Origin of the sequence: Mesorhizobium sp. WSM3879 (assembly GCF_002294915.1) — a bacterium.
In the GTDB taxonomy this organism is placed as follows: domain Bacteria; phylum Pseudomonadota; class Alphaproteobacteria; order Rhizobiales; family Rhizobiaceae; genus Mesorhizobium.
This window is the reverse complement of the sequence record NZ_NSFZ01000003.1, coordinates 328,454-346,302: the sequence shown is the minus strand read 5'-3', so window position 1 is coordinate 346,302 and position 17,849 is coordinate 328,454. Positions and strand designations below refer to the sequence as shown.

At 66.0% G+C, this 17,849-nt stretch carries 17 protein-coding genes and 1 tRNA gene; 8 read left to right on the top strand and 10 right to left on the bottom strand.

Annotated features, from left to right (window positions below):
* Nucleotides 1-10 precede the first annotated feature (10 nt).
* Together CK218_RS08285 and CK218_RS08280 are read right to left on the bottom strand one after the other, a co-directional pair.
* Nucleotides 11-1,582 (bottom strand): HAMP domain-containing sensor histidine kinase, encoded by a 1,572-nt coding sequence (locus CK218_RS08285; protein WP_095827398.1) that lies wholly within the window; start codon nt 1,580-1,582, stop codon nt 11-13.
* Nucleotides 1,570-2,268, bottom strand: a complete 699-nt coding sequence (locus tag CK218_RS08280; RefSeq protein ID WP_095827397.1) for a response regulator transcription factor — start codon at nt 2,266-2,268, stop codon at nt 1,570-1,572. Before CK218_RS08280 ends, CK218_RS08285 begins: the two co-directional genes overlap by 13 nt.
* A 537-nt stretch (nt 2,269-2,805) precedes the next feature.
* On the opposite strand from CK218_RS08280, the gene CK218_RS08275 reads away from it, so the two are divergent.
* Entirely contained in the window at nt 2,806-3,687 is an 882-nt protein-coding gene (locus CK218_RS08275) for a CoA ester lyase (RefSeq protein WP_245434945.1), read from the top strand.
* Nucleotides 3,688-3,742: 55 nt separating this feature from the next.
* On the top strand, nt 3,743-3,949 hold the full coding sequence (locus CK218_RS08270) for a DUF1737 domain-containing protein (RefSeq protein WP_095782767.1): 207 nt from the start codon (nt 3,743-3,745) through the stop codon (nt 3,947-3,949).
* A 25-nt stretch (nt 3,950-3,974) separates the two neighbouring features.
* Here the strand turns inward: CK218_RS08270 and CK218_RS08265 are convergent, their stop codons facing one another.
* Complete coding sequence (locus CK218_RS08265; protein ID WP_095827395.1) at nt 3,975-4,412, bottom strand: metallopeptidase family protein; 438 nt, start codon at nt 4,410-4,412, stop codon at nt 3,975-3,977.
* Nucleotides 4,413-4,595: 183 nt separating this feature from the next.
* Here CK218_RS08265 and CK218_RS31065 point away from each other — a divergent pair, with 183 nt between their 5' ends.
* Genes CK218_RS31065 through CK218_RS08250 form a run of 3 tightly spaced genes read left to right on the top strand, consistent with a single transcriptional unit; the run spans nt 4,596 to nt 10,439 of the window.
* Nucleotides 4,596-5,693 carry a hypothetical protein gene (locus tag CK218_RS31065; protein ID WP_095827562.1) on the top strand — a complete coding sequence of 366 codons (1,098 nt, stop codon included), beginning with the start codon at nt 4,596-4,598 and terminating at the stop codon, nt 5,691-5,693.
* A complete protein-coding gene (locus tag CK218_RS08255) occupies nt 5,635-7,110 on the top strand; it encodes a DUF6504 family protein (protein WP_095827394.1) in 1,476 nt (491 codons plus the stop codon). The genes CK218_RS31065 and CK218_RS08255 overlap by 59 nt, the downstream gene beginning before the upstream one ends.
* Entirely contained in the window at nt 7,107-10,439 is a 3,333-nt protein-coding gene (locus CK218_RS08250) for an error-prone DNA polymerase (protein WP_095827393.1), read from the top strand. The genes CK218_RS08255 and CK218_RS08250 overlap by 4 nt, the downstream gene beginning before the upstream one ends.
* Before the next feature lie 24 nt (nt 10,440-10,463).
* Here the strand turns inward: CK218_RS08250 and CK218_RS08245 are convergent, their stop codons facing one another.
* From CK218_RS08245 to CK218_RS08230, 4 genes are all read right to left on the bottom strand, one after another.
* Nucleotides 10,464-10,709 carry a Trm112 family protein gene (locus CK218_RS08245; protein WP_066991609.1) on the bottom strand — a complete coding sequence of 82 codons (246 nt, stop codon included), beginning with the start codon at nt 10,707-10,709 and terminating at the stop codon, nt 10,464-10,466.
* 79 nt (nt 10,710-10,788) lie between these two features.
* Nucleotides 10,789-11,460: an LON peptidase substrate-binding domain-containing protein gene (locus CK218_RS08240; RefSeq protein ID WP_095777066.1), complete on the bottom strand. Its 672-nt coding sequence runs from the start codon at nt 11,458-11,460 to the stop codon at nt 10,789-10,791.
* Between the two features lie 196 nt (nt 11,461-11,656).
* Nucleotides 11,657-12,652 (bottom strand): thioredoxin, encoded by a 996-nt coding sequence (gene trxA, locus CK218_RS08235; protein WP_095827561.1) that lies wholly within the window; start codon nt 12,650-12,652, stop codon nt 11,657-11,659.
* Nucleotides 12,653-12,738: 86 nt separating this feature from the next.
* Nucleotides 12,739-13,236 (bottom strand): prolyl-tRNA synthetase associated domain-containing protein, encoded by a 498-nt coding sequence (locus CK218_RS08230; protein WP_066991899.1) that lies wholly within the window; start codon nt 13,234-13,236, stop codon nt 12,739-12,741.
* Nucleotides 13,237-13,445: 209 nt separating this feature from the next.
* Here CK218_RS08230 and CK218_RS08225 point away from each other — a divergent pair.
* A tRNA-Gly gene (locus tag CK218_RS08225) sits at nt 13,446-13,520 on the top strand.
* 67 nt (nt 13,521-13,587) lie between these two features.
* On the opposite strand, the gene CK218_RS08220 is transcribed toward CK218_RS08225, so the two are convergent.
* Together CK218_RS08220 and CK218_RS08215 are read right to left on the bottom strand one after the other, a co-directional pair.
* Entirely contained in the window at nt 13,588-13,881 is a 294-nt protein-coding gene (locus tag CK218_RS08220; RefSeq protein ID WP_095827392.1) for a hypothetical protein, read from the bottom strand.
* A 228-nt stretch (nt 13,882-14,109) separates the two neighbouring features.
* Nucleotides 14,110-14,550, bottom strand: coding sequence for an Lrp/AsnC family transcriptional regulator (locus tag CK218_RS08215; RefSeq protein WP_095827560.1), 441 nt, complete (start codon nt 14,548-14,550; stop codon nt 14,110-14,112).
* A 132-nt stretch (nt 14,551-14,682) separates the two neighbouring features.
* On the opposite strand from CK218_RS08215, the gene rocF reads away from it, so the two are divergent.
* Nucleotides 14,683-15,615, top strand: coding sequence for an arginase (gene rocF / locus CK218_RS08210; protein ID WP_095827391.1), 933 nt, complete (start codon nt 14,683-14,685; stop codon nt 15,613-15,615).
* A gap of 2 nt (nt 15,616-15,617) precedes the next feature.
* The gene (locus CK218_RS08205) at nt 15,618-16,676 is read left to right on the top strand and encodes an ornithine cyclodeaminase (protein WP_095827390.1); all 1,059 of its coding nucleotides are present in this window, start codon (nt 15,618-15,620) and stop codon (nt 16,674-16,676) included.
* A gap of 170 nt (nt 16,677-16,846) precedes the next feature.
* On the opposite strand, the gene CK218_RS08200 is transcribed toward CK218_RS08205, so the two are convergent.
* Nucleotides 16,847-17,848, bottom strand: coding sequence for a substrate-binding domain-containing protein (locus CK218_RS08200; RefSeq protein WP_066991595.1), 1,002 nt, complete (start codon nt 17,846-17,848; stop codon nt 16,847-16,849).
* Nucleotide 17,849 lies beyond the last annotated feature (1 nt).

The following is a 17,849-nucleotide window of genomic DNA, read 5'->3' as shown; positions in this document are numbered from 1 at the left end:
TCGCCGGTCCTCACGCGACCGGCAAATTGATCTCGAAGCGCGCGCCGCGTTCGGAGTCAACCAGCGTTATCGTGCCATCATGCGCTTTCAGGAGGGCCAGCACGATGCCGAGGCCCATGCCGGTGCCGCCGGCCTCGCGCCTTGTGGTGAAGAACGGCTCGAAGATTTTTGCGCGATTGGCCGCCGAAATGCCGCCGCCGTCGTCGCCGACATGGAGAGCCACCCTTTCGCCCGCCTTTTCGGCGCCGACCGTCACCTGATTCGCGCCGTGCCGTGCGGAATTGTCGACGAGGTTGGCGAGCACGATCGCGAGATTCTCGCCCGAGATGCCGAGGCCGATATCGCTGCCCGATTCGACGCGTACCTCCAGCCTGGCGTCGACCGGCAGCAGCGCCAGCGCCGCGCCGATTGTCGTGCTTTCGCCGCTCGGCGCCAGGTTTTCCGCACGCGCCAGTTCGAGCAGCCGGCGCACCAACAGATTGAGCCGTCCGGCATCGGTGACGATGTTGTTGGAAAAACGCCGTCGCTCGGCCTCGTCCATCGTCCCGCTGGAATCCCTCAGCAGCTCGGCCGCGCCCTGGATCGCCGTCAGCGGCGATTTCAGCTCATGCGAGACATGGGTGGCGAAGGTCTGGATGCTGTCGGAGCGCGCCTGGAGTTTTTGCGCCATGTCGAGAAAGGCGGCCGACAGCGCCGCCATCTCGCGCGTGCCGTGATGGGCGAGTGGCCGCATTGCCTCGCGGTCGCCGGCGGCGATGCGTTTGGTGCGTTCGATCAGCGCGTAGATCGGCCGGCTGACGGTGCGGATGAACACCAGCGCGATCAGCAGCGTGCCGCCGAGAATCGCGATCGCCGCGAGCGTGACCTTGCCGCGCTCGCCATAGAGATGTTTCACGATGTTGTTCGGCGTCCGCGACATATAGACCACGCCGGCGACCCTGCCGTCGAGCTCGACCGGCAAGGCGACAAAGACGCGCACCTTGGTGCCGCGGCTCACCGAATAGAGCGGCGGCGGCGGCTGGTCGGGAATCCGCAGGCGAAGCTCGCTTGCATAGACGCCTGCGAGCGCCTGCCGCACCTCCTCGACCTCACCGAACGACTGTCCGACCTCAGCGCCGCCGGCAATCACCACGCCATGCGGATCGAGCAGCCGGAAGCCGGCAAGCGTCGTCTTCTGCGCCTCGTCCAGAATGCCGTCGAGCTTTGCGCCTATGGCCGCGAAGTCCGGATCGGCGGTGGCGGGAACGGCCGCCGGCCGCGACGGCATGACATTGTCGGAGGCAAGGTCGAGCTGCGGCTCGATCGGCTGATAGGGGTAATTATTGTCCTTTGCCGGATCCGCCGAGATCGGTGTTCCCAACCGTTCCGGTGCAATGCCGGCCGCGCGCACCGCATCGGCATAGACGGCGGCAATCACCGCGCCCTGTGCGATGAGCTCGCCCTCGGTCTGGCGGATCAGCTGATTTTCATAGAGCCGGAAGAAGAACAGCCCGACCAGCGGCAGCGCCATCACCACGATCAGGATGGCGACGACCACGGTGGCGAGCCTGGGCCGCCATTTCTCCTTGCTCAGCCACCGCATCGGCCGAGCCGGAAGCCGACGCCATGCACGGTCGCGATCGCATCCGAACAGCCGACCGCCGCCAGCTTGGCGCGGATGTTGCGGATATGGCTGTCGACGGTGCGTTCCGAGACATGGATGTTGGACTGGTAAGCATTGGCCATCACCGCATCGCGGCCAAGCACATGCTGCGGGCGGCCAAGAAACCCTTTCAGAATCGCGAACTCGATCGCTGTTAGGGTGAGCGGCTTGCCTTCAAAGCTCGCCGCATGGCTTGCCGGAACCAGCACCAGCTTGCCATGCGCGAACCGACGGTCGTCTGCGCCTTCCTCCACCACCGCCGGGCGCGCCCGCCGCAGGATGACGTTGACGCGGGCAACCAGCTCGCGTGGGCTGAACGGTTTCGTCACATAGTCGTCGCCGCCCATTTCAAGGCCGAGGATGCGGTCGATTTCTTCATCGCGGGCCGACAGGAACAGCACCGGCACGTCGGAGCGCTGCCGCAGCCTGCGGCAGACCTCCAGCCCGTCCATTTCCGGCATGCCGATGTCCAGCACGATGAGGTCGGGCGCGCGGCGCTCGACCGCTTGCAGCGCGGCGGCGCCGTCAGCGACGGCGGCCGTCTTCATGCCGGCCTTTTCCAGCGCGAAGCAGATGATCTCGCGGATATGCGGATCGTCGTCGGCGACGAGGATGTTGTGCGGCATGGAATCGGCAGCTCGCTGAATACGGTTTTGTCATGACAGGATTAGCAAGCGGGCCGTGCTTGTCGAGAGCGCGCAAAGGCCGCCAGTCGTGAAAGCTGGCGTCAAGACCGAACCGTCCCGAGCGCCGCCGCTCGCATGGCATGCCGCAGCCGTGATCTTGGGATGAAAGGAAGCATGACCGCCGTTATGCGCGGCCTCTGCGGCTCGACCAACCACCAGCCTTCGTTGCGGAGGCGCCGGGGCAGGGACCAGCGGGATCTGTGATGTGTTCGCATGCCGCCTGTTTCGCCGGCGGCTGCGGAAAGCGCGCGGCGGATTGGAGGAGGTTTTCCGCAAGGATTTGCAGATTTCGTGCAGCAGCAAAGTCGTTTCAGGCTGGCGCCGCCCCTCACCTGCCTGCCGGCATCCTCTCCCCGTATAGTGACGGGGAGAGGGGCGCTGCCATCGCCGGCTTCGCTTCGACAATTAGCCAGAACGCAAATGAGTTCTATGGTGCCGCGCCTTGCCTCACTCGTCTCCAGCCTGCATAGATCGGCCATGACCTCTGACACCTACCGCCCGCGCCGCTCGGTGCTCTACGTGCCCGCTTCAAACGACAAGGCGCTGGCCAAGATCGCCTCGCTCGCCTGCGATACCGTCATCATCGACCTCGAGGATGGCGTGGCGCTGGCCGACAAGGTTTCCGCCCGCCACAAGCTTACCGGCATCCTCGCCGCGCGGCCGGCGCGCCGCTGCGAGATGGTGGTGCGCATCAATCCGCTCGGCAGTGAATGGGGCATCGACGACCTGTTAACCGTCGCCAAGGCAGAGCCCGACGGCATTCTTTTGCCCAAGATCGGCACGCCGCGCGACATCCTCGAGGCCGGCGACCTGCTCGACGACAATTTCGCCCCAGATACCGTGAAACTCTGGGCGATGATCGAGACGCCCAAGGCCCTGCTCAACGTCGGCGCCATCGCCGAGCTTGGCCGCGATCCCGCCTCCCGCCTTGCTTGTTTCGTCGCCGGAACGAACGATCTGGTGAAGGCAACCGGCATTCTGGCAACGCCCGACCGGCGCTATCTCACGCCCTGGCTGCTGCAGCTTGTGCTCGCCGCCCGCGCCGGCGGCCTCGACGTGATCGACGGCGTCGCCAACGACTTTCGCGACCTGGACGCCCTGGCGCGGGAATGCGCCGAGGCGGCCGCCATGGGTTTCGACGGCAAATCGCTGATCCACCCCGCCCAGATCGAGCCGGCGAACCGCGCCTTTGCGCCGGCGCCGGAGGCGCTGGCCAAGGCGCGCGCGATCAGGGAGGCGTTCTCACGGCCCGAAAATGCCGGCAAAAGCGTCATTGCGCTGGACGGCCGCATGGTCGAGCGGCTGCATCTGGCGGAAGCCGAGAAACTTCTGGCGAAGGCCGCAATCATCGGCGCATGATGCGCTCGAGCGATTCCAGGAAGATAGACAAGCATTGGTCACGACAGGGTCGAAAATGAAACTCTACCGCTTTCTGTCCGGTCCGGACGATTCCACTTTCTGCCATAAGGTGACTTCGGCCCTGAACAAGGGCTGGCACCTGTTCGGCTCGCCGACCTATGCCTATGACAAGACGACCAAGTCGATGCGCTGCGGCCAGGCCGTGGTGAAGGATGTCGAGGGCCAGGAATATACGCCCGACACCAAGCTCAGCGAGTGGTAGGAAAGGGCGGCAGCCCTCTCAGTCGTCACCCCGCCGCTGCCTGCTCCGCCGCTTCCTCGATCCGCTCCATGTCGTCGTCCGACAGGCCGAAATGGTGGCCGATTTCGTGGATCAGAACGTGGGTGACGATGTCGCCCAGCGTCTCCTCGTTCTCGGCCCAATAGTCGAGGATGGCGCGGCGGTAGAGCGTGATGCGGTTCGGTCCCTCGCCGGTTTGCGGGTTCCAGCGCTCGGCGATGCCGCGCCCCTCGAACAGGCCAAGCAGATCGAAGGGCGTCTCCAGCGACAGGTCGTCCATGATCTCGTCGGTCGGAAAATCGGCGATCTGGATGATGATCTCGCCGGTGAGCTTGCGGAACTCCTCCGGCAGATGGGCGTAGGCCTCCAGCGCCAGAAGTTCCAACTCATCCATCGATGGCGAGAGTTGGTCATGCCAGATGCGGGTCTTGTAGATGCGGGCCATGAGGTTTCCTTTGACCTCGGCATATAGGCTTTCGCGCCGGTCGAGGCAAATGGGCCCGGCTGGCTGGGTCTTGGAAGCTGAAAGCCGAAGGAATAAATTCCTTGCGACTCCGCTTGACTCTTCCAGGCCCCTCTGGAATCTATAAGAACATAACAGGAACAACTACTGCCGGAAGTGAACGTCATGGCGATAAGCGCCGTGGCGCGGGAAACTGTTTTTGCCCTGCGCCGCCAGATCGCGAAGATCGAGGGAACGCTGCCCGAGCGCCTGGAAGCGCCGGCTTCCGGCGCGCCAAAAGCGATTCCAGGAACAGTGCGAAGCGGTTTTCCGTCCGGACTTGCGGAAAAACAAATAGCTGGCGATGCCGCGGGATCGGACGCCACCCCCGAAATCACCATCGTCCGGCGCGGCCTCGCTGTGGCCTCGCCTGCCTTCCTGCACACCGGCATAGAACGCCTCGACACCGCCCTCGGCGGCGGCGTGCCCAAGGCGGCGCTCAGTGAAATCCATGGGTTGGAGACCCGCGATGCCGGCGCCGTCGCCGGCTTTGCGCTGTCGCTCGCCAGCCTGATCCTTAAACAGAAGCAGGGCCTGCCGGTCCTCTGGATCGGAACGGCGGAGATTTTCCGCGAGGCCGGCTTTCCCTATGCCAGGGGCCTCAACGCCTTCTTCGGCATCGAGCCCGAACAATTGCTGTTTTCCGAAGCGCCGAAACTGGTCGACGCGCTGTGGATCGCCGAGGAGGCCGCCCGCATGACGGCCTTCGCCGCCGTCCTCCTCGAGATCCGCGGCAGCCCGCGGCTTCTCGACCTTACCGCGACGCGGCGGCTGCACGCCCGTGCCCAGAGCGCCGGCCGGCCAGTGTTTTTGCTGCGTCAGGCCGGCCAGGCCGAGCCCACCGCGGCGCCCGTGCGCCTCATTGTTTCGGCAGCGCCCGCGGCGAGCCGCGAAACGCTCGCCGGCGCGCTGGCCGGCTCGATCGGCCGCCCCGCCTTCACCGTCGATATCGGCAAGAGCCGCACGGCCCTGCCCGGACAATTCACACTGGAGTGGAACCCCGATGAGCACGCTTTTGCCGAAAGAAGGCCCGAGGAAGAGCGGGCAACGAATTCTGTCGCTGTGGTTCCCCTATCTTTGCGCGGAGCGGATCCTGCGCCAGCGTCTGGGGCGGTCCTGGCGTTCCCGGCCCTCGCATCACCTGCCCCCATCTTGCCCACCGCTTGTGATCAGCCATCGCGACAGCAACGCCCAGCGCATCGCAGCCCTCGACGAGCGGGCTGAGGCGCTGAAGCTGAAGCGCGGCATGGGCATTGCCGACGCGCGCGCCATGCATCCGTCGATCGATGTGGTGGAGGCCGACCCGGAGGCCGACCGCCGCCTGCTCGAAGGCCTCGCCGACTGGTGCGACCGCTACACGCCGCTGGTGGCGATCGACGGCGAGGACGGGCTGTTTCTCGACGTCACCGGCTGCACGCACCTGTTTGGTGGCGAGCGGGCCATGCAGGACGAGATCCTCACCCGTTTCTTCCAGCAGGGTTTCGATGTTCGCGCCGGCCTCGCCTCGACGCCGGGCGCCGCCTGGGCGGCGGCGCGCTTCCACGGCGACCGCATCGTTGCCGGCGGCGAGGAGGCGGCGCTGCTTTCGCCCCTGCCGCTTTCGGCGCTGCGCATCGCGCCGGAAACCCGCGCCAGCCTAGAAAGCGTCGGCCTGCGCACGGCGGGGGCGGTGATGGCCGCACCCCGCGCGCCGCTCGCCCGCCGCTTCGGCGCCACCTTGCTTCTGCGCCTCGACCAGGCGCTCGGCCGGCTCGACGAGGCGGTGTCGCCGCGCCTTCCCGTGGCGCCGCTCTCGGTCGAGCGCCATCTTGCCGAGCCGATCGTGCTCACCGACGACATCGAGCGGCTGGTGAGCCGGCTTGCCGTGGCCTTGAAGGCCGACCTCGAGCGCCGCGGCGAAGGGGCGCGGGCGCTCGCCCTTCTCCTCTTTCGCGTCGACGGCGCCGTCAGCCGCATCGCGGTCGGCACCTCGCGCCCCATGCGCGAGCCGCAGCTGATCCGAAAACTGTTCCACGAACGGCTGACCGCGCTGGAACAGACCATCGATGCCGGCTTCGGCTTCGACCTCGTGCGGCTGTCGGTGCTTTCGGTCGCCGCCTTCGACATGCTGCAGGGCGACCTTGCCGGCGAGACAAGCGACGATGACGCCGACATCGCTTTATTCGCCGACCGCGTGCGTGCCCGCCTCGGCGAAGCCGCCGTGCTGAAGCCGGTCGTCGTCGATAGCCACCTGCCGGAGCGCGCCGTTACCACGGTTCCTTTCGCGGAGGCGCCGCAAAGGCGCAGGCCGCCGAAGCCCGACCGGACAGCACCGCCGATGACCATCTTCCCGCCGGAGCGGCCGGTACGGCTGTTCCGCTCGCCCGAGCCGATCGAGGTGCCGGCGACCGAGATCCCCGAGGGCCCGCCGATGAATTTCCGCTGGCGGCGCGCGCTTTATCGCGTCGCCCGCGCCGAAGGGCCGGAGCGCATCGCCGCCGAATGGTGGCGGCAGCTGCCCGGTGAGGAAGAGGCGCCGACACGCGACTATTACCGCATCGAGGACAGCGAGGGGCGCCGCTACTGGCTCTACCGCCAGGGCCTCTACAGCAGCGCCTCGCATGCCGCGCCGCGCTGGTTCATGCACGGGGTCTTCGCATGAACGCGCTGACCGCCATCCCCTATGCCGAGTTCGGCATCCAGTCGAACTTTTCCTTCCTGCGCGGCGCCTCCAAGCCCGAGGAGCTGGTGGTCACGGCGAAATTCTACGGCTTTTCCTCGATCGGCCTTGCCGACCGCAACACGGTCGCCGGCGTCGTGCGGGCCTGGCAGCAGGCCAGGGTCGAGAAGCTGGCCTATCATCCCGGTTGCCGCCTGGTTTTCTGCGACGGCACGCCGGACATTGTGGCTTACCCCCGCGACCGCAAGGGCTGGGGGCATCTCTGCCGCATGCTGACGCAGGCCAATCTGCGCGACGAGAACGAGAAGGGCGCGACGCTGCTCGAACTCAGCGACCTTCTCGAATGGGGCGATCTGATGTCGTTGGCCATCCTGCCCAACCTGTCGGGAGGCGCGGAAGACAATCTGACGCTCATTAGCCGGCTTAAGGATCGTTTCGGCGCCGCGCTTCGGCTTGCCGTGGCGCCTGATTACGGCGGCAACGACCGCTTCCGTATCGAGCAGGCGGCGGCGATGGCCCACCATCTGCACATCCCGCTGATGGCGACCAACGACGTGCTCTATCATGCCGCCGACCGCCGCCCGCTGCAGGACGTGCTGACCGCGATCCGCCTCAACACGCCGGTTTCCGAGGTCGGGTTGGAGCTGACGGCAAATGCCGAGCGTCATCTGAAGACGCCGCTGGAGATGGCGCGGCTTTTCCGCCGACACCCTGAAGCGCTGGCGGAGACGCTGCGCTTCGCCGACGAGCTCACCTTCTCGCTCAGCGACCTCGAATACAATTATCCGGACGAGCCGACGGAATCCGGCCTCGGACCGCAGGCCGAGCTCGAACGCCTAGCGCGGGAAGGAGCGGCCGTGCGCTATCCGGCCGGAATCCCGGAAGAAGTGCTGCGGCGCATCGGCAGCGAGCTCGCTCTGATCGAGCGGCTGAACTATGCGCGCTATTTCCTGACCGTCTATGACATCGTGAAATTCGCCCGCAGCAAGGGTATCCTTTGCCAGGGGCGCGGCTCGGCCGCCAATTCGGTCATTTGCTTCTGCATCGGCATCACCGAGGTCGGCCCTGACCGGATCGATGCCCTCTTCGAGCGCTTCATCTCCGAGAAACGTAACGAGCCTCCCGACATCGACGTCGACTTCGAGCATGAACGGCGCGACGAGGTCATCGCTTATATTTACGAGAAATACAGCGCCAAGCGCACGGCGCTGGCCGCCGCCGTCATCAGCTATCGCGGCCGCTCCGCCCTGCGCGAGGTGGCGAAGGCCATGGGCTTGTCCGAAGACGTCAGGAGCGCCCTGTCGAGCACCATCTGGGGCTGGTCGACCTCGGAGCTCGGCGAAAGGGAAGCCAATGCCGGCGGCCTCGACCGCGCCGATCCGCTGTCGCGGCAGGTGCTGGAACGCGCCAACGAGATCATCGGCTTCCCCCGCCATCTCTCCCAGCATGTCGGCGGCTTCGTCATCACCCGCGACCGGCTCGACGAGGTCGTGCCCATCGTCAAGACGGCGATGGAAGAGCGCAAGATGGTCGAGTGGGACAAGGACGATCTCGACGCGGTGAAGATCCTCAAGGTGGATGTGCTGGCGCTCGGCATGCTGACCTGCCTGAAGCGAGCCCTGACCTTGCTCACGCATCATTATCCGCAGGCGCGTGACAAATACGGCCGGCCGCATCAGTTGAGCTCGCTCCCGCCGGAGGACCCTCGCGTCTACGACATGATCTGCCGGGCCGACACGCTGGGCGTCTTCCAGATCGAGTCGCGCGCCCAGATGTCGATGCTGCCGCGGCTTAAACCGCGTGAATTCTACGATCTCGTCATCGAGGTGGCTATCGTGCGGCCCGGCCCGATCCAGGGCGACATGGTGCACCCCTATCTGCGTAGACGGCAGGGCAAGGAGAACGCCGAATACCCGAAGCCGGAACTGAAGGAGATTCTCGGCAAGACGCTGGGCGTGCCGCTGTTCCAGGAGCAGGCGATGAAGATCGCCATCGTTGCCGGCGGCTTCCAGCCGGGCGAGGCCGATGAGCTGCGGCGCGCCATGGCCACCTTCAAGCGCACCGGCACGATCGGCAACTACCGCCAGCGCATGATCGACGGCATGGTCGACAAGGGCTACCAAAAGGAATTCGCCGAACGTTGCTTCAAGCAGATCGAAGGCTTTGGCGAATATGGCTTTCCGGAAAGCCATGCCGCCTCCTTCGCGCTGCTGGTCTATGCCTCCTGCTGGTTCAAGACCTTCTATCCCGACGTCTTCTGCGCCGCGATTTTGAACTCGCAGCCGATGGGGTTCTATCAGCCCGCCCAGCTGGTTCGCGACGCGCGCGACCATGGCGTGGAGGTGCGCGAGGTCGATATCAACCATTCCGTCTGGGATTGCACGCTGGAGGGGGCCGGTTTCGATCCTTCGCGCATCCTCGAACGCCATGCCTCGATGCGCGGCGTCATCGAGACGGCTCATGCGGTGCGGCTTGGCTTCCGTCAGATCAAGGGGCTTTCGGAGGAAGGGATGGAGGCCGCCGTCGCCCGGCGCGGCGACGGCTATCGATCGGTCAGGGATGTCTGGCTGCGTTCAGGCCTCGATGTCGGCGAGATCGAAAGGCTGGCCCAGGCCGACGCCTTCCGCTCGCTCGGCCTCGACCGCCGCGCGGCGCTCTGGGAGGTGCGCGCGCTGGACGGCAGGAGCGCTGCCGAGAAACTGCCGCTGTTCGACCAGCCCACGCTCCGCTTGCGCGAGCTGGAGCCCGAGACGAAGCTGCCGAAAATGCCGCTCGGCGAGCATGTCGTCCACGACTATCGCTCGCTCGGCCTGTCGCTGAAGGAACATCCCGTCGCCTTCCTGCGCGAGCGGCTTGACCGCGCCGGCATCACCCCTAATGTCCGCCTGCCGTCGGTGCGCGACGGCCGCCGCGTCACCGTCGCCGGCCTGGTGCTGGTGCGCCAGCGCCCCGGCAAGGGCAATGCGATCTTCCTAACGCTGGAGGACGAAAAGGCGATCGCCAATGTCATCATCTGGCCGCGCGTCTTCGACCGCTTCCGCTCTATCGTGATGGGCGCACGCTTCATTCGCGTCACCGGGAAGCTGCAGCAGGAATCGGATGTCATCCACATCGTCGCCGACAGGATCGAGGATTTGACGCCCTGGCTGAGCGTCCTCCTGCAGGAGCCGCCCACCATCGAGCATCAGCCCGCCGGGTCATCGAATGGACCGGAGCGCTCCGCGAACTGCGGCCTGCCGGGGCGGCAGGATGTCGACGCCCTGTCGGGCGCGGCGCAACAGGTCATGCCCAAGGGGCGCAATTTCCAGTAGCGGCAACCGGTCCGCCAGCGCGATTCACGACGGCCCGCCGAGCCGCGGCGGCGGCTTGAGCGCGTCTTCGGCCGAGATCGTGCGTGCTTCCGAAGGCAGCATGATCGGGATGCCGTCACGCACCGGATAGGCAAGTTTCGCCACGCGCGAGATCAGCTCGCTGCGCTCGGCGTCCCAGGTCAGCGGTCCTTTGGTCAGCGGGCAGGCGAGCAGTTCCAGCAATTTCGGGTCGACCGTGGCTTTGCGCCCGTCACGTCCGTCCGCCGCCATCGCACTTTTCCATTGTCCAACTGCCGCCGGCCTAAGTGTTGAGATTCAGGTCAGGCCGATTTCACCCGAATCATTACGTTTACTGCAGGCTCGAGCCAAAATCCTCATCTTCGCGCGCCAGCGTAATTTCGGTGATGGCGATCAGCGTCTCGGCGCGCGTCTTCAGATCCGCCGCCTCGAGCAGGGCCTGCTTCTCGGCCGGCCCATAGGGCGCCATCATCGACAGCGCGTTGACCAGCATGGCGTTCTCGGCGCGGCTCACGCTTTCCCAGTCGGCCTCGAGGTCATTGGCCTGCAGATAGGCGCGGAACGCCTTGAGCAGGGCAGGGCGGTCGACCTCGGCACCGGCCGGATCCTCCTCGAGATCGGCGAGGAAGGGCGCCATCCGGCATTGCCGGAACGGCGTCTTGACCGCCAGCTCATCTGTGACACGGAAGCGGCAGACGCCTTGCAGCGAGATCAGGTAGCGCCCGTCGCCGGTCTCGGCAAGCGAGATGATGCGCCCGGCGCAGCCGACGCTGCAAAGCTCGGGCTCGCCGTCGTCGCGCAGCGCGCCGTCGAGGCTGGGCTGGATCATGCCGATCAACCGCGGCCCGGCCATCGCCTCATCGATCATCTCCAGATAGCGCGGCTCGAAAATGTTGAGCGGCATGCGGCCGCCGGGCAGCAGCAGCGCCCCGGCGAGCGGAAACACCGGGATCCTCGACGGCAGATCCCTCGCGAGCCGGTAGCGGGCGTTTCCGACCTGCACCTCAACCCTCCGCCTGCGCTTCAACTCTCGAAAGTGTCGCCGGGCAGCGTATCAATCTGCGATCTCCTCTTACGCAACCCAGCCTGTTTAAACCCTTAACCGGCAGGGGCAAGCCGCTGCCGCCTATCTGGCGTAGTCGCCGCCTTGCGCAAGACCCTCTTGGCAAAAGGGGCCGGCAGCAAAGCCGGCAAAACGCTCAGGAGAACAACAGCGACGACAGCTTGCGCCGCGCCGACAGCGTCGCCTCGTCGGTCATCCCCCATGCCTCGAAGAACTTCAAGAGCTGCGCACGCGCGCCATCGTCGTTCCACGTCCGGTCGGCCCTGACGATCGCCAGCAGGTTGTCGGCGGCCTGCATCCGCTCGCCGCGTGCATTCTGCACCATCGCCAGGTCGAACCGCGCCTGGTGATCGTTCGGGTTGGCGGCGAGCCGGCGTTCGAACTCGGCCGGATTGCCGAGCGCGGCGGCTTCCGCCGCGAGCGTCATCTTGGCGCGCAGCGCGGCAAGCGCCGGCGCGTCCTTCTTGTCCTCCGGCGCCTTGGCAAGCACCGCCTCGGCGCCTTGGCTGTCGCCGGCCTCGAACAGGATCTCGCCGAGCCCGGCGATGGCCTCGATGGTTTCGGGCGACTGCTCGAGGATCGCATCATAGATGTCGGCCGCGGTCTGGGTGTCGCCTGCCTCGCGCGCCTCGGCGGCCGCGGCCAGCGCTTCGGTGATCTGCGGCGCGCCGCCGCCGCCCTTGCCGCCGACCTTCTGGATGAACTGCGTGATCTGGCTTTCCGGAATGGCGCCCATGAAGCCGTCGACCGGCTGGCCATCCTTGAAGGCGATGACCGCGGGAATCGACTGGATGCCGAGCTGGCCGGCGACTGAGGGATGGTCGTCGATGTTCATCTTGACCAGCTTGACCTTGCCGCCGGCAGCCTTGACCGCCTTTTCGAGCTGCGGCGTCAGCTGCTTGCACGGCCCGCACCAGGGCGCCCAGAAGTCGACCAGCACCGGCTGGCGGCGCGATTCCTGGATGACGTCGGCCGCGAACGTCGCGGTCGTCGTGTCCTTGACGAGATCCGTGGCCGCAGGCGCCTCGCCGAGCGAGGCCTTGCCGCGGTCCGCCCCGCCATATTGCACGGATTGGGCGTACTGGCCGGCATTGCCGCCAAATGAGCCGCTGAACGGATTGTTGTCACTCATGTCGTCGCCCTTTCGGTCGCGTCGTCGCCCGCTTCGGGAGTGCGGCGCGTTATTGTCGGATTTCGGTTTCGCCATCCATGTGGCGATCAGCCCGAGACTTTCAAGATAACAGGATCGTGGCCCGTTGCCTCGACGAATTTGACGAGATCGGCAGCGGCGATGGCCGTCGTCGCCTCATTGGTCAGCGGATGACCGTTGATGACCTCGTGGCTCATCAATTCCTGGTCCAGAACCACCTTGATCCGCCCGGCCGTGTCGTTGATCAGGCCGAAGATGGTAACCGCGCCGGGAATGACGCCGAGCAGCTCCATCAGCATTTCCGGCTTGCCGAAGGAGACGCGGCTGGCGGCGCCGATCAGATGGTGGATCTGCTTGAGATCCACCACGGCCTCCTCGCCGACGGTGACGAGAAAGTAATTGTCCTTCTTGTCCTTGAGGAAGAGGTTCTTGGTGTGGCCGCCCGGGATCTCTCCGCGCAGCGCCTGCGAATCGGCAACCGTGAACAAGGGCGGGTGGCGCACCGTCGAGACGGAAATGCCGAGATCGGCAAGAAAGGCATAAAGCTCGGCTTCGGTCTTCGGCATCGGTCCTCGCATCATCTGGAAAGCTTGTGCCGTTTACGGCCAACGATGCCCTTGGGGCAAGATCGCCCGGTTGAGCCAACCGAATTCGCCGGGTCGAAACGCACCCCTCGCCATACGAAGAGCTAGCTCGAAAAAGACCGTCATTTCCCTGTTGCAATCGCCGCGCTCTTCGGCCATATAGGCGCGGCTTGCGGCCCAAGGCCGCGCGAGCGGGTGTAGCTCAGGGGTAGAGCACAACCTTGCCAAGGTTGGGGTCGGGCGTTCGAATCGCCTCACCCGCTCCAGTTTCCTTCAGGGGATCAAGCAAACGAAAAGCCGCGGTTTTCCGCGGCTTTTTCGCGTTTGTAGCCTTCAGAACAAGATTCCGTTCCCCGCCATCCCCAATACCGTGGCGACGCAGTGAACGATCCCGATCGGCAGCGCCAGCAACGGCTTGGAGCGGATCAGAAGGATGTAGATCGTGAATTGGGCGCATGCCGCGAGCAACCCGGGCAAAGCGCCAACGCCCGCCATCATCAGCAGCATCATCCAGGGGACCACGACGAAACCGGGAACGTTCGTTCCGTGCCCTGCGCCCATCGTGAAAAGCGCGATGAGGAACCCGACAAGGCCCAGGCCGACGCCGGCCGCGATTGTCTTCAGCATGACGCTGCTCTCCGCGATTTGTTGCTCGGCCCATGCTGGCCGGGCAAAATAGAGGAACGTCGCGACGGAAAGGAAGCGCCCTGCCGCCTGATCCTGACGGGTTGGCGCCTTTGCTGGAACAAATTCAGGAAAGTCCCTAACGGCTCGTCCTCCTCGCCGAAGCCTTCAGTCCGGAATTGCGCAAAAAAGGAACTCGAGCGGTTCGGCGTTTCCATAAAACGAACCGCTCTACCCAAGCCTCGCCCTCGTCGTCCTCGGCGTCGCCAACAGCAGGCTCGTCTCGCTGCCGGTGATCCCGGGGATCAGCCGGATGCGACGCAGCACGGCGTCGAAATCCGTGAGCGAGGCGGTGCCGAGCTCGACCACCAGGTCCCAGCGGCCGTTGGTGGTGTGGATGGTCGACACCTCCGGAAAGCCGCCGAGCGCGCGGATGACGCGGTCCGCGGCATGGCCCTCGATCTCGATCATCATCACGCCGCGTATCCTCTGGTCAACCGCGTCGGCGCGCAGCACCACCGTGTAGCCGATGATCTCGCCGGACTTTTCCAGCCGCTCCATCCGCGCCCTGACCGTCGCGCGCGAGACCTCGAGATCGAGCGCAAGATCGGAGACGCTGCGCCGCGCATCGTGCCTCAGAAGCGTCACCAGTCTCTCGTCGAGCGCGTCCATTTTGACCATTTCGAGCAGCCGATATGCCCACTATGATAAATCGACCTTTTCGAAATGCCAATTTATCCTGTTCAAACCGCCAGGCAGCGGTGGTTCACTTCGGCAAATCAAACGCAAAAGCGGAAAGAAGTGATGCGCTGCAGGATCGTCGGCGCGCCGGTGCAGGACGGCGCGGGCAGGATGGGATGCGAGATGGGGCCGAGCGCGCTGCGCACAGCGGGGCTTGTCGCGGTGCTGTCGGAGCTCGGCCATGAGGTCGAGGACTGGGGCGCGGTTGAGAAGGCGGCGGCGCGCCCTGTCGCTCATGGCAATCTCGCCCTGAAGGCGCTGCCCGAAATCTCCGCCTGGACGGCGGCGATTTCCGAGACCGCCTACGCGGCGTCGAGGGATGCCATGCCGATCTTCCTCGGCGGCGACCACTCGATCTCCGCCGGCACCGTCTCCGGGGTGGCGCGCCGCGCCGCCGACCGCGGCCGGCCGCTCTTCGTGCTGTGGCTCGACGCCCACCCGGATTTCCACACGCTCGACACCACCACCAGCGGCAATCTGCACGGCGTGCCGCTCGCCTATGCCAGCGGCCGCCCCGGCTTCAACGGCTATTTCCCCGACCTGCCCGCCGCAGTCGACCCGGCCCGCGTCTGCACCATGGGCCTGCGCAGCGTCGATCCGGCCGAGCGCCGCGCGCTGAAGGACGCGGGTGTGACCGTGCATGACATGCGCGCCATCGACGAGCACGGCATCGCCCCGCTGCTGCGGGCTTTCCTGGCCAGGATCGAAGAGGCAAACGGGCTGCTGCATGTCAGCCTCGACGTCGACTTCCTCGACCCCTCGATCGCGCCGGCCGTCGGCACCACGGTTCCGGGCGGCGCCACCTTCCGCGAGGCGCATCTGGTGATGGAGATGCTCTCCGACAGCGGCCTGGTCTCCAGCCTCGACCTGGTCGAACTGAACCCGTTCCTCGACGAACGCGGCCGTACCGCGACCCTGATGGTCGACCTTACCGCCAGCCTGATGGGCCGCCGCATCATGGATCGCCCGACCCGCAGCCATTCCGGAAGCCTCTGATCATGACCCAGCCGTCCCGCCTTGCCATCGTCCCCTTCGTCAGCGTCGACCGCATGATGAAGCTGGTGCTCGCCATCGGCCTCGAGCGCTTCCTCACCGAGCTTGCCGGCTATATCGAGGAGGATTTCCGCCGCTGGGAGCTGTTCGACAAGACGCCGCGCGTCGCCTCGCACAGCCATGACGGCGTCATCGAGCTGATGCCGACCAGCGACGGCCGCCTCTACGGCTTCAAATATGTCAACGGCCACCCGAAGAACATGCGCGAAGGCCGCCAGACCGTCACCGCCTTCGGCGTGCTCGCCGATGTCGGCTCCGGCTATCCGATGCTCTTGACCGAGATGACGATCCTGACGGCGCTGCGCACCGCCGCGACCTCGGCGGTTGCCGCCAAATATCTGGCACCGAAAGGCTCGCGCGCCATGGCCATCATCGGCAACGGCGCCCAGTCCGAGTTCCAGGCCGTCGCGTTCAAGGCGCTGCTCGGCATCGACCGGCTGCGGCTCTACGACATCGACCGCTCTGCTTCCGAAAAATGCGCCCGCAACCTCGCCGGCAAGGGCTTCGACATCACCATCTGTTCGACCGGGCAGGACGCGGTGGAAGGCGTCGACATCATCACCACGGTGACCGCCGACAAGCAGTACGCCACCATCCTCACCGACAACATGGTCGGTTCCGGCGTCCACATCAACGCCGCCGGCGGCGACTGTCCCGGCAAGACCGAGCTGCACCGCGATATCCTTTTGCGCTCCGACATCTTCGTCGAGTTTCCGCCGCAGACGCGCATCGAGGGCGAGATCCAGCAGCTCGATGCCGATCACCCGGTGACCGAGCTGTGGCAGGTCATGACCGGCCAGGCCGAGGGCCGCAAGACGAAGGAGCAGATCACGCTGTTCGATTCCGTCGGCTTTGCAACGGAGGATTTTTCCGCGCTGCGCTATGTCCGCGACCAGCTCCAGGCGACCGGCCTCTACGAGGAGCTCGACCTGCTCGCCGACCCCGACGAGCCGCGCGACCTGTTCGGCATGCTGCTCAGGGCCGCCATGCAGCCGGCGGCGTGAGGGAATGAGCGCGTGATCTCCCCCCTTGCGGGGGAGATGGCCGGCAGGCCAGAGCGGGTCGCCTCGCGTGGAGCGCCAACCTCCATCTGCCGCAGCAGGCCGAGCCCAGTCGGACCGACCCCCTCTGTCGCCTTCGGCGACATCTCCCCCTCAAGAGGGGAGATTACACGCTACTTCTGCAAAGCCGCGCAGCTTTCCCTCTCGACAAGCACTGGCGCCAGCACCTCGCGGCGCGACGGCGCCTCGGGCTCGCCGACGCGCTCGAGCAGCAGGCTGACCGCCCGCGTTCCGATCTTTTCGACCGGCTGCGCGATCGTCGTCAGCGGCGGCCATGTGGTGACCGCATAGGGGATGTCGTCGAAACCGATCAGCGACATGTCGTCGGGCACCCGCAAGCCGCGCGTGCGCAGCGCGGTGATGGCGCCCATGGCCATCAAATCGTTGCAGGCGAACACCGCCGTGATCTCCGGCGCCTGCGTCATCAGCCGCTCCATCGCCAGGCGTCCGCCGGCGAAATGATAGTCGGAATCGACCACCGACGAAGCAGGCAGGTCGATACCTGCCTCCGCGAGTGCCCGGGTAAAACCGCGCAGGCGGGCCGGGCTGGAGCTCGAATCGCGCGGACCGCCGATGACGCCGATTTTGCTGTGGCCGAGCCCGACCAGATGGCGCCCGGCGAGATAGCCGCCGTGATCGTGGTCGACCAGCACGGAATCGACATGGACAGAATGGATCTCGCGGTCGAGCAGCACCGCCGGCAGGGCGGCGGACAGGTGCGAGAACACCCGCGCATGGTCTGACGAACCGGCGAAGATCAGTCCGTCGATCTGCTTTGCCATCAACACCGACAGATAGCGCTCTTCCTTCTCGGCGCTGCCATCCGAGTTGCACAGGATCACCGTATAGCCGGCCACGAAGCCGGCATCCTCGATCTGGCGCGCCACGCTGGCGAAGAACGGGTTGGAATTGTCCGGGAGCAGCAGGCCGATGGTCTTGGTCTCCCCGCGCCTCAGACTCCGCGCCAGCGAGTTCGGGCTGTAGCGCAGGGCGGTGATCGCCGCGCGCACGCGCTCGGCCGTCTCCGGCTCGACATGGCGCGTGCGGTTCATCACATGCGAGACCGTTGCGACGGACACCCCCGCATAGCGCGCGACATCGGCAATTGTGGTCATG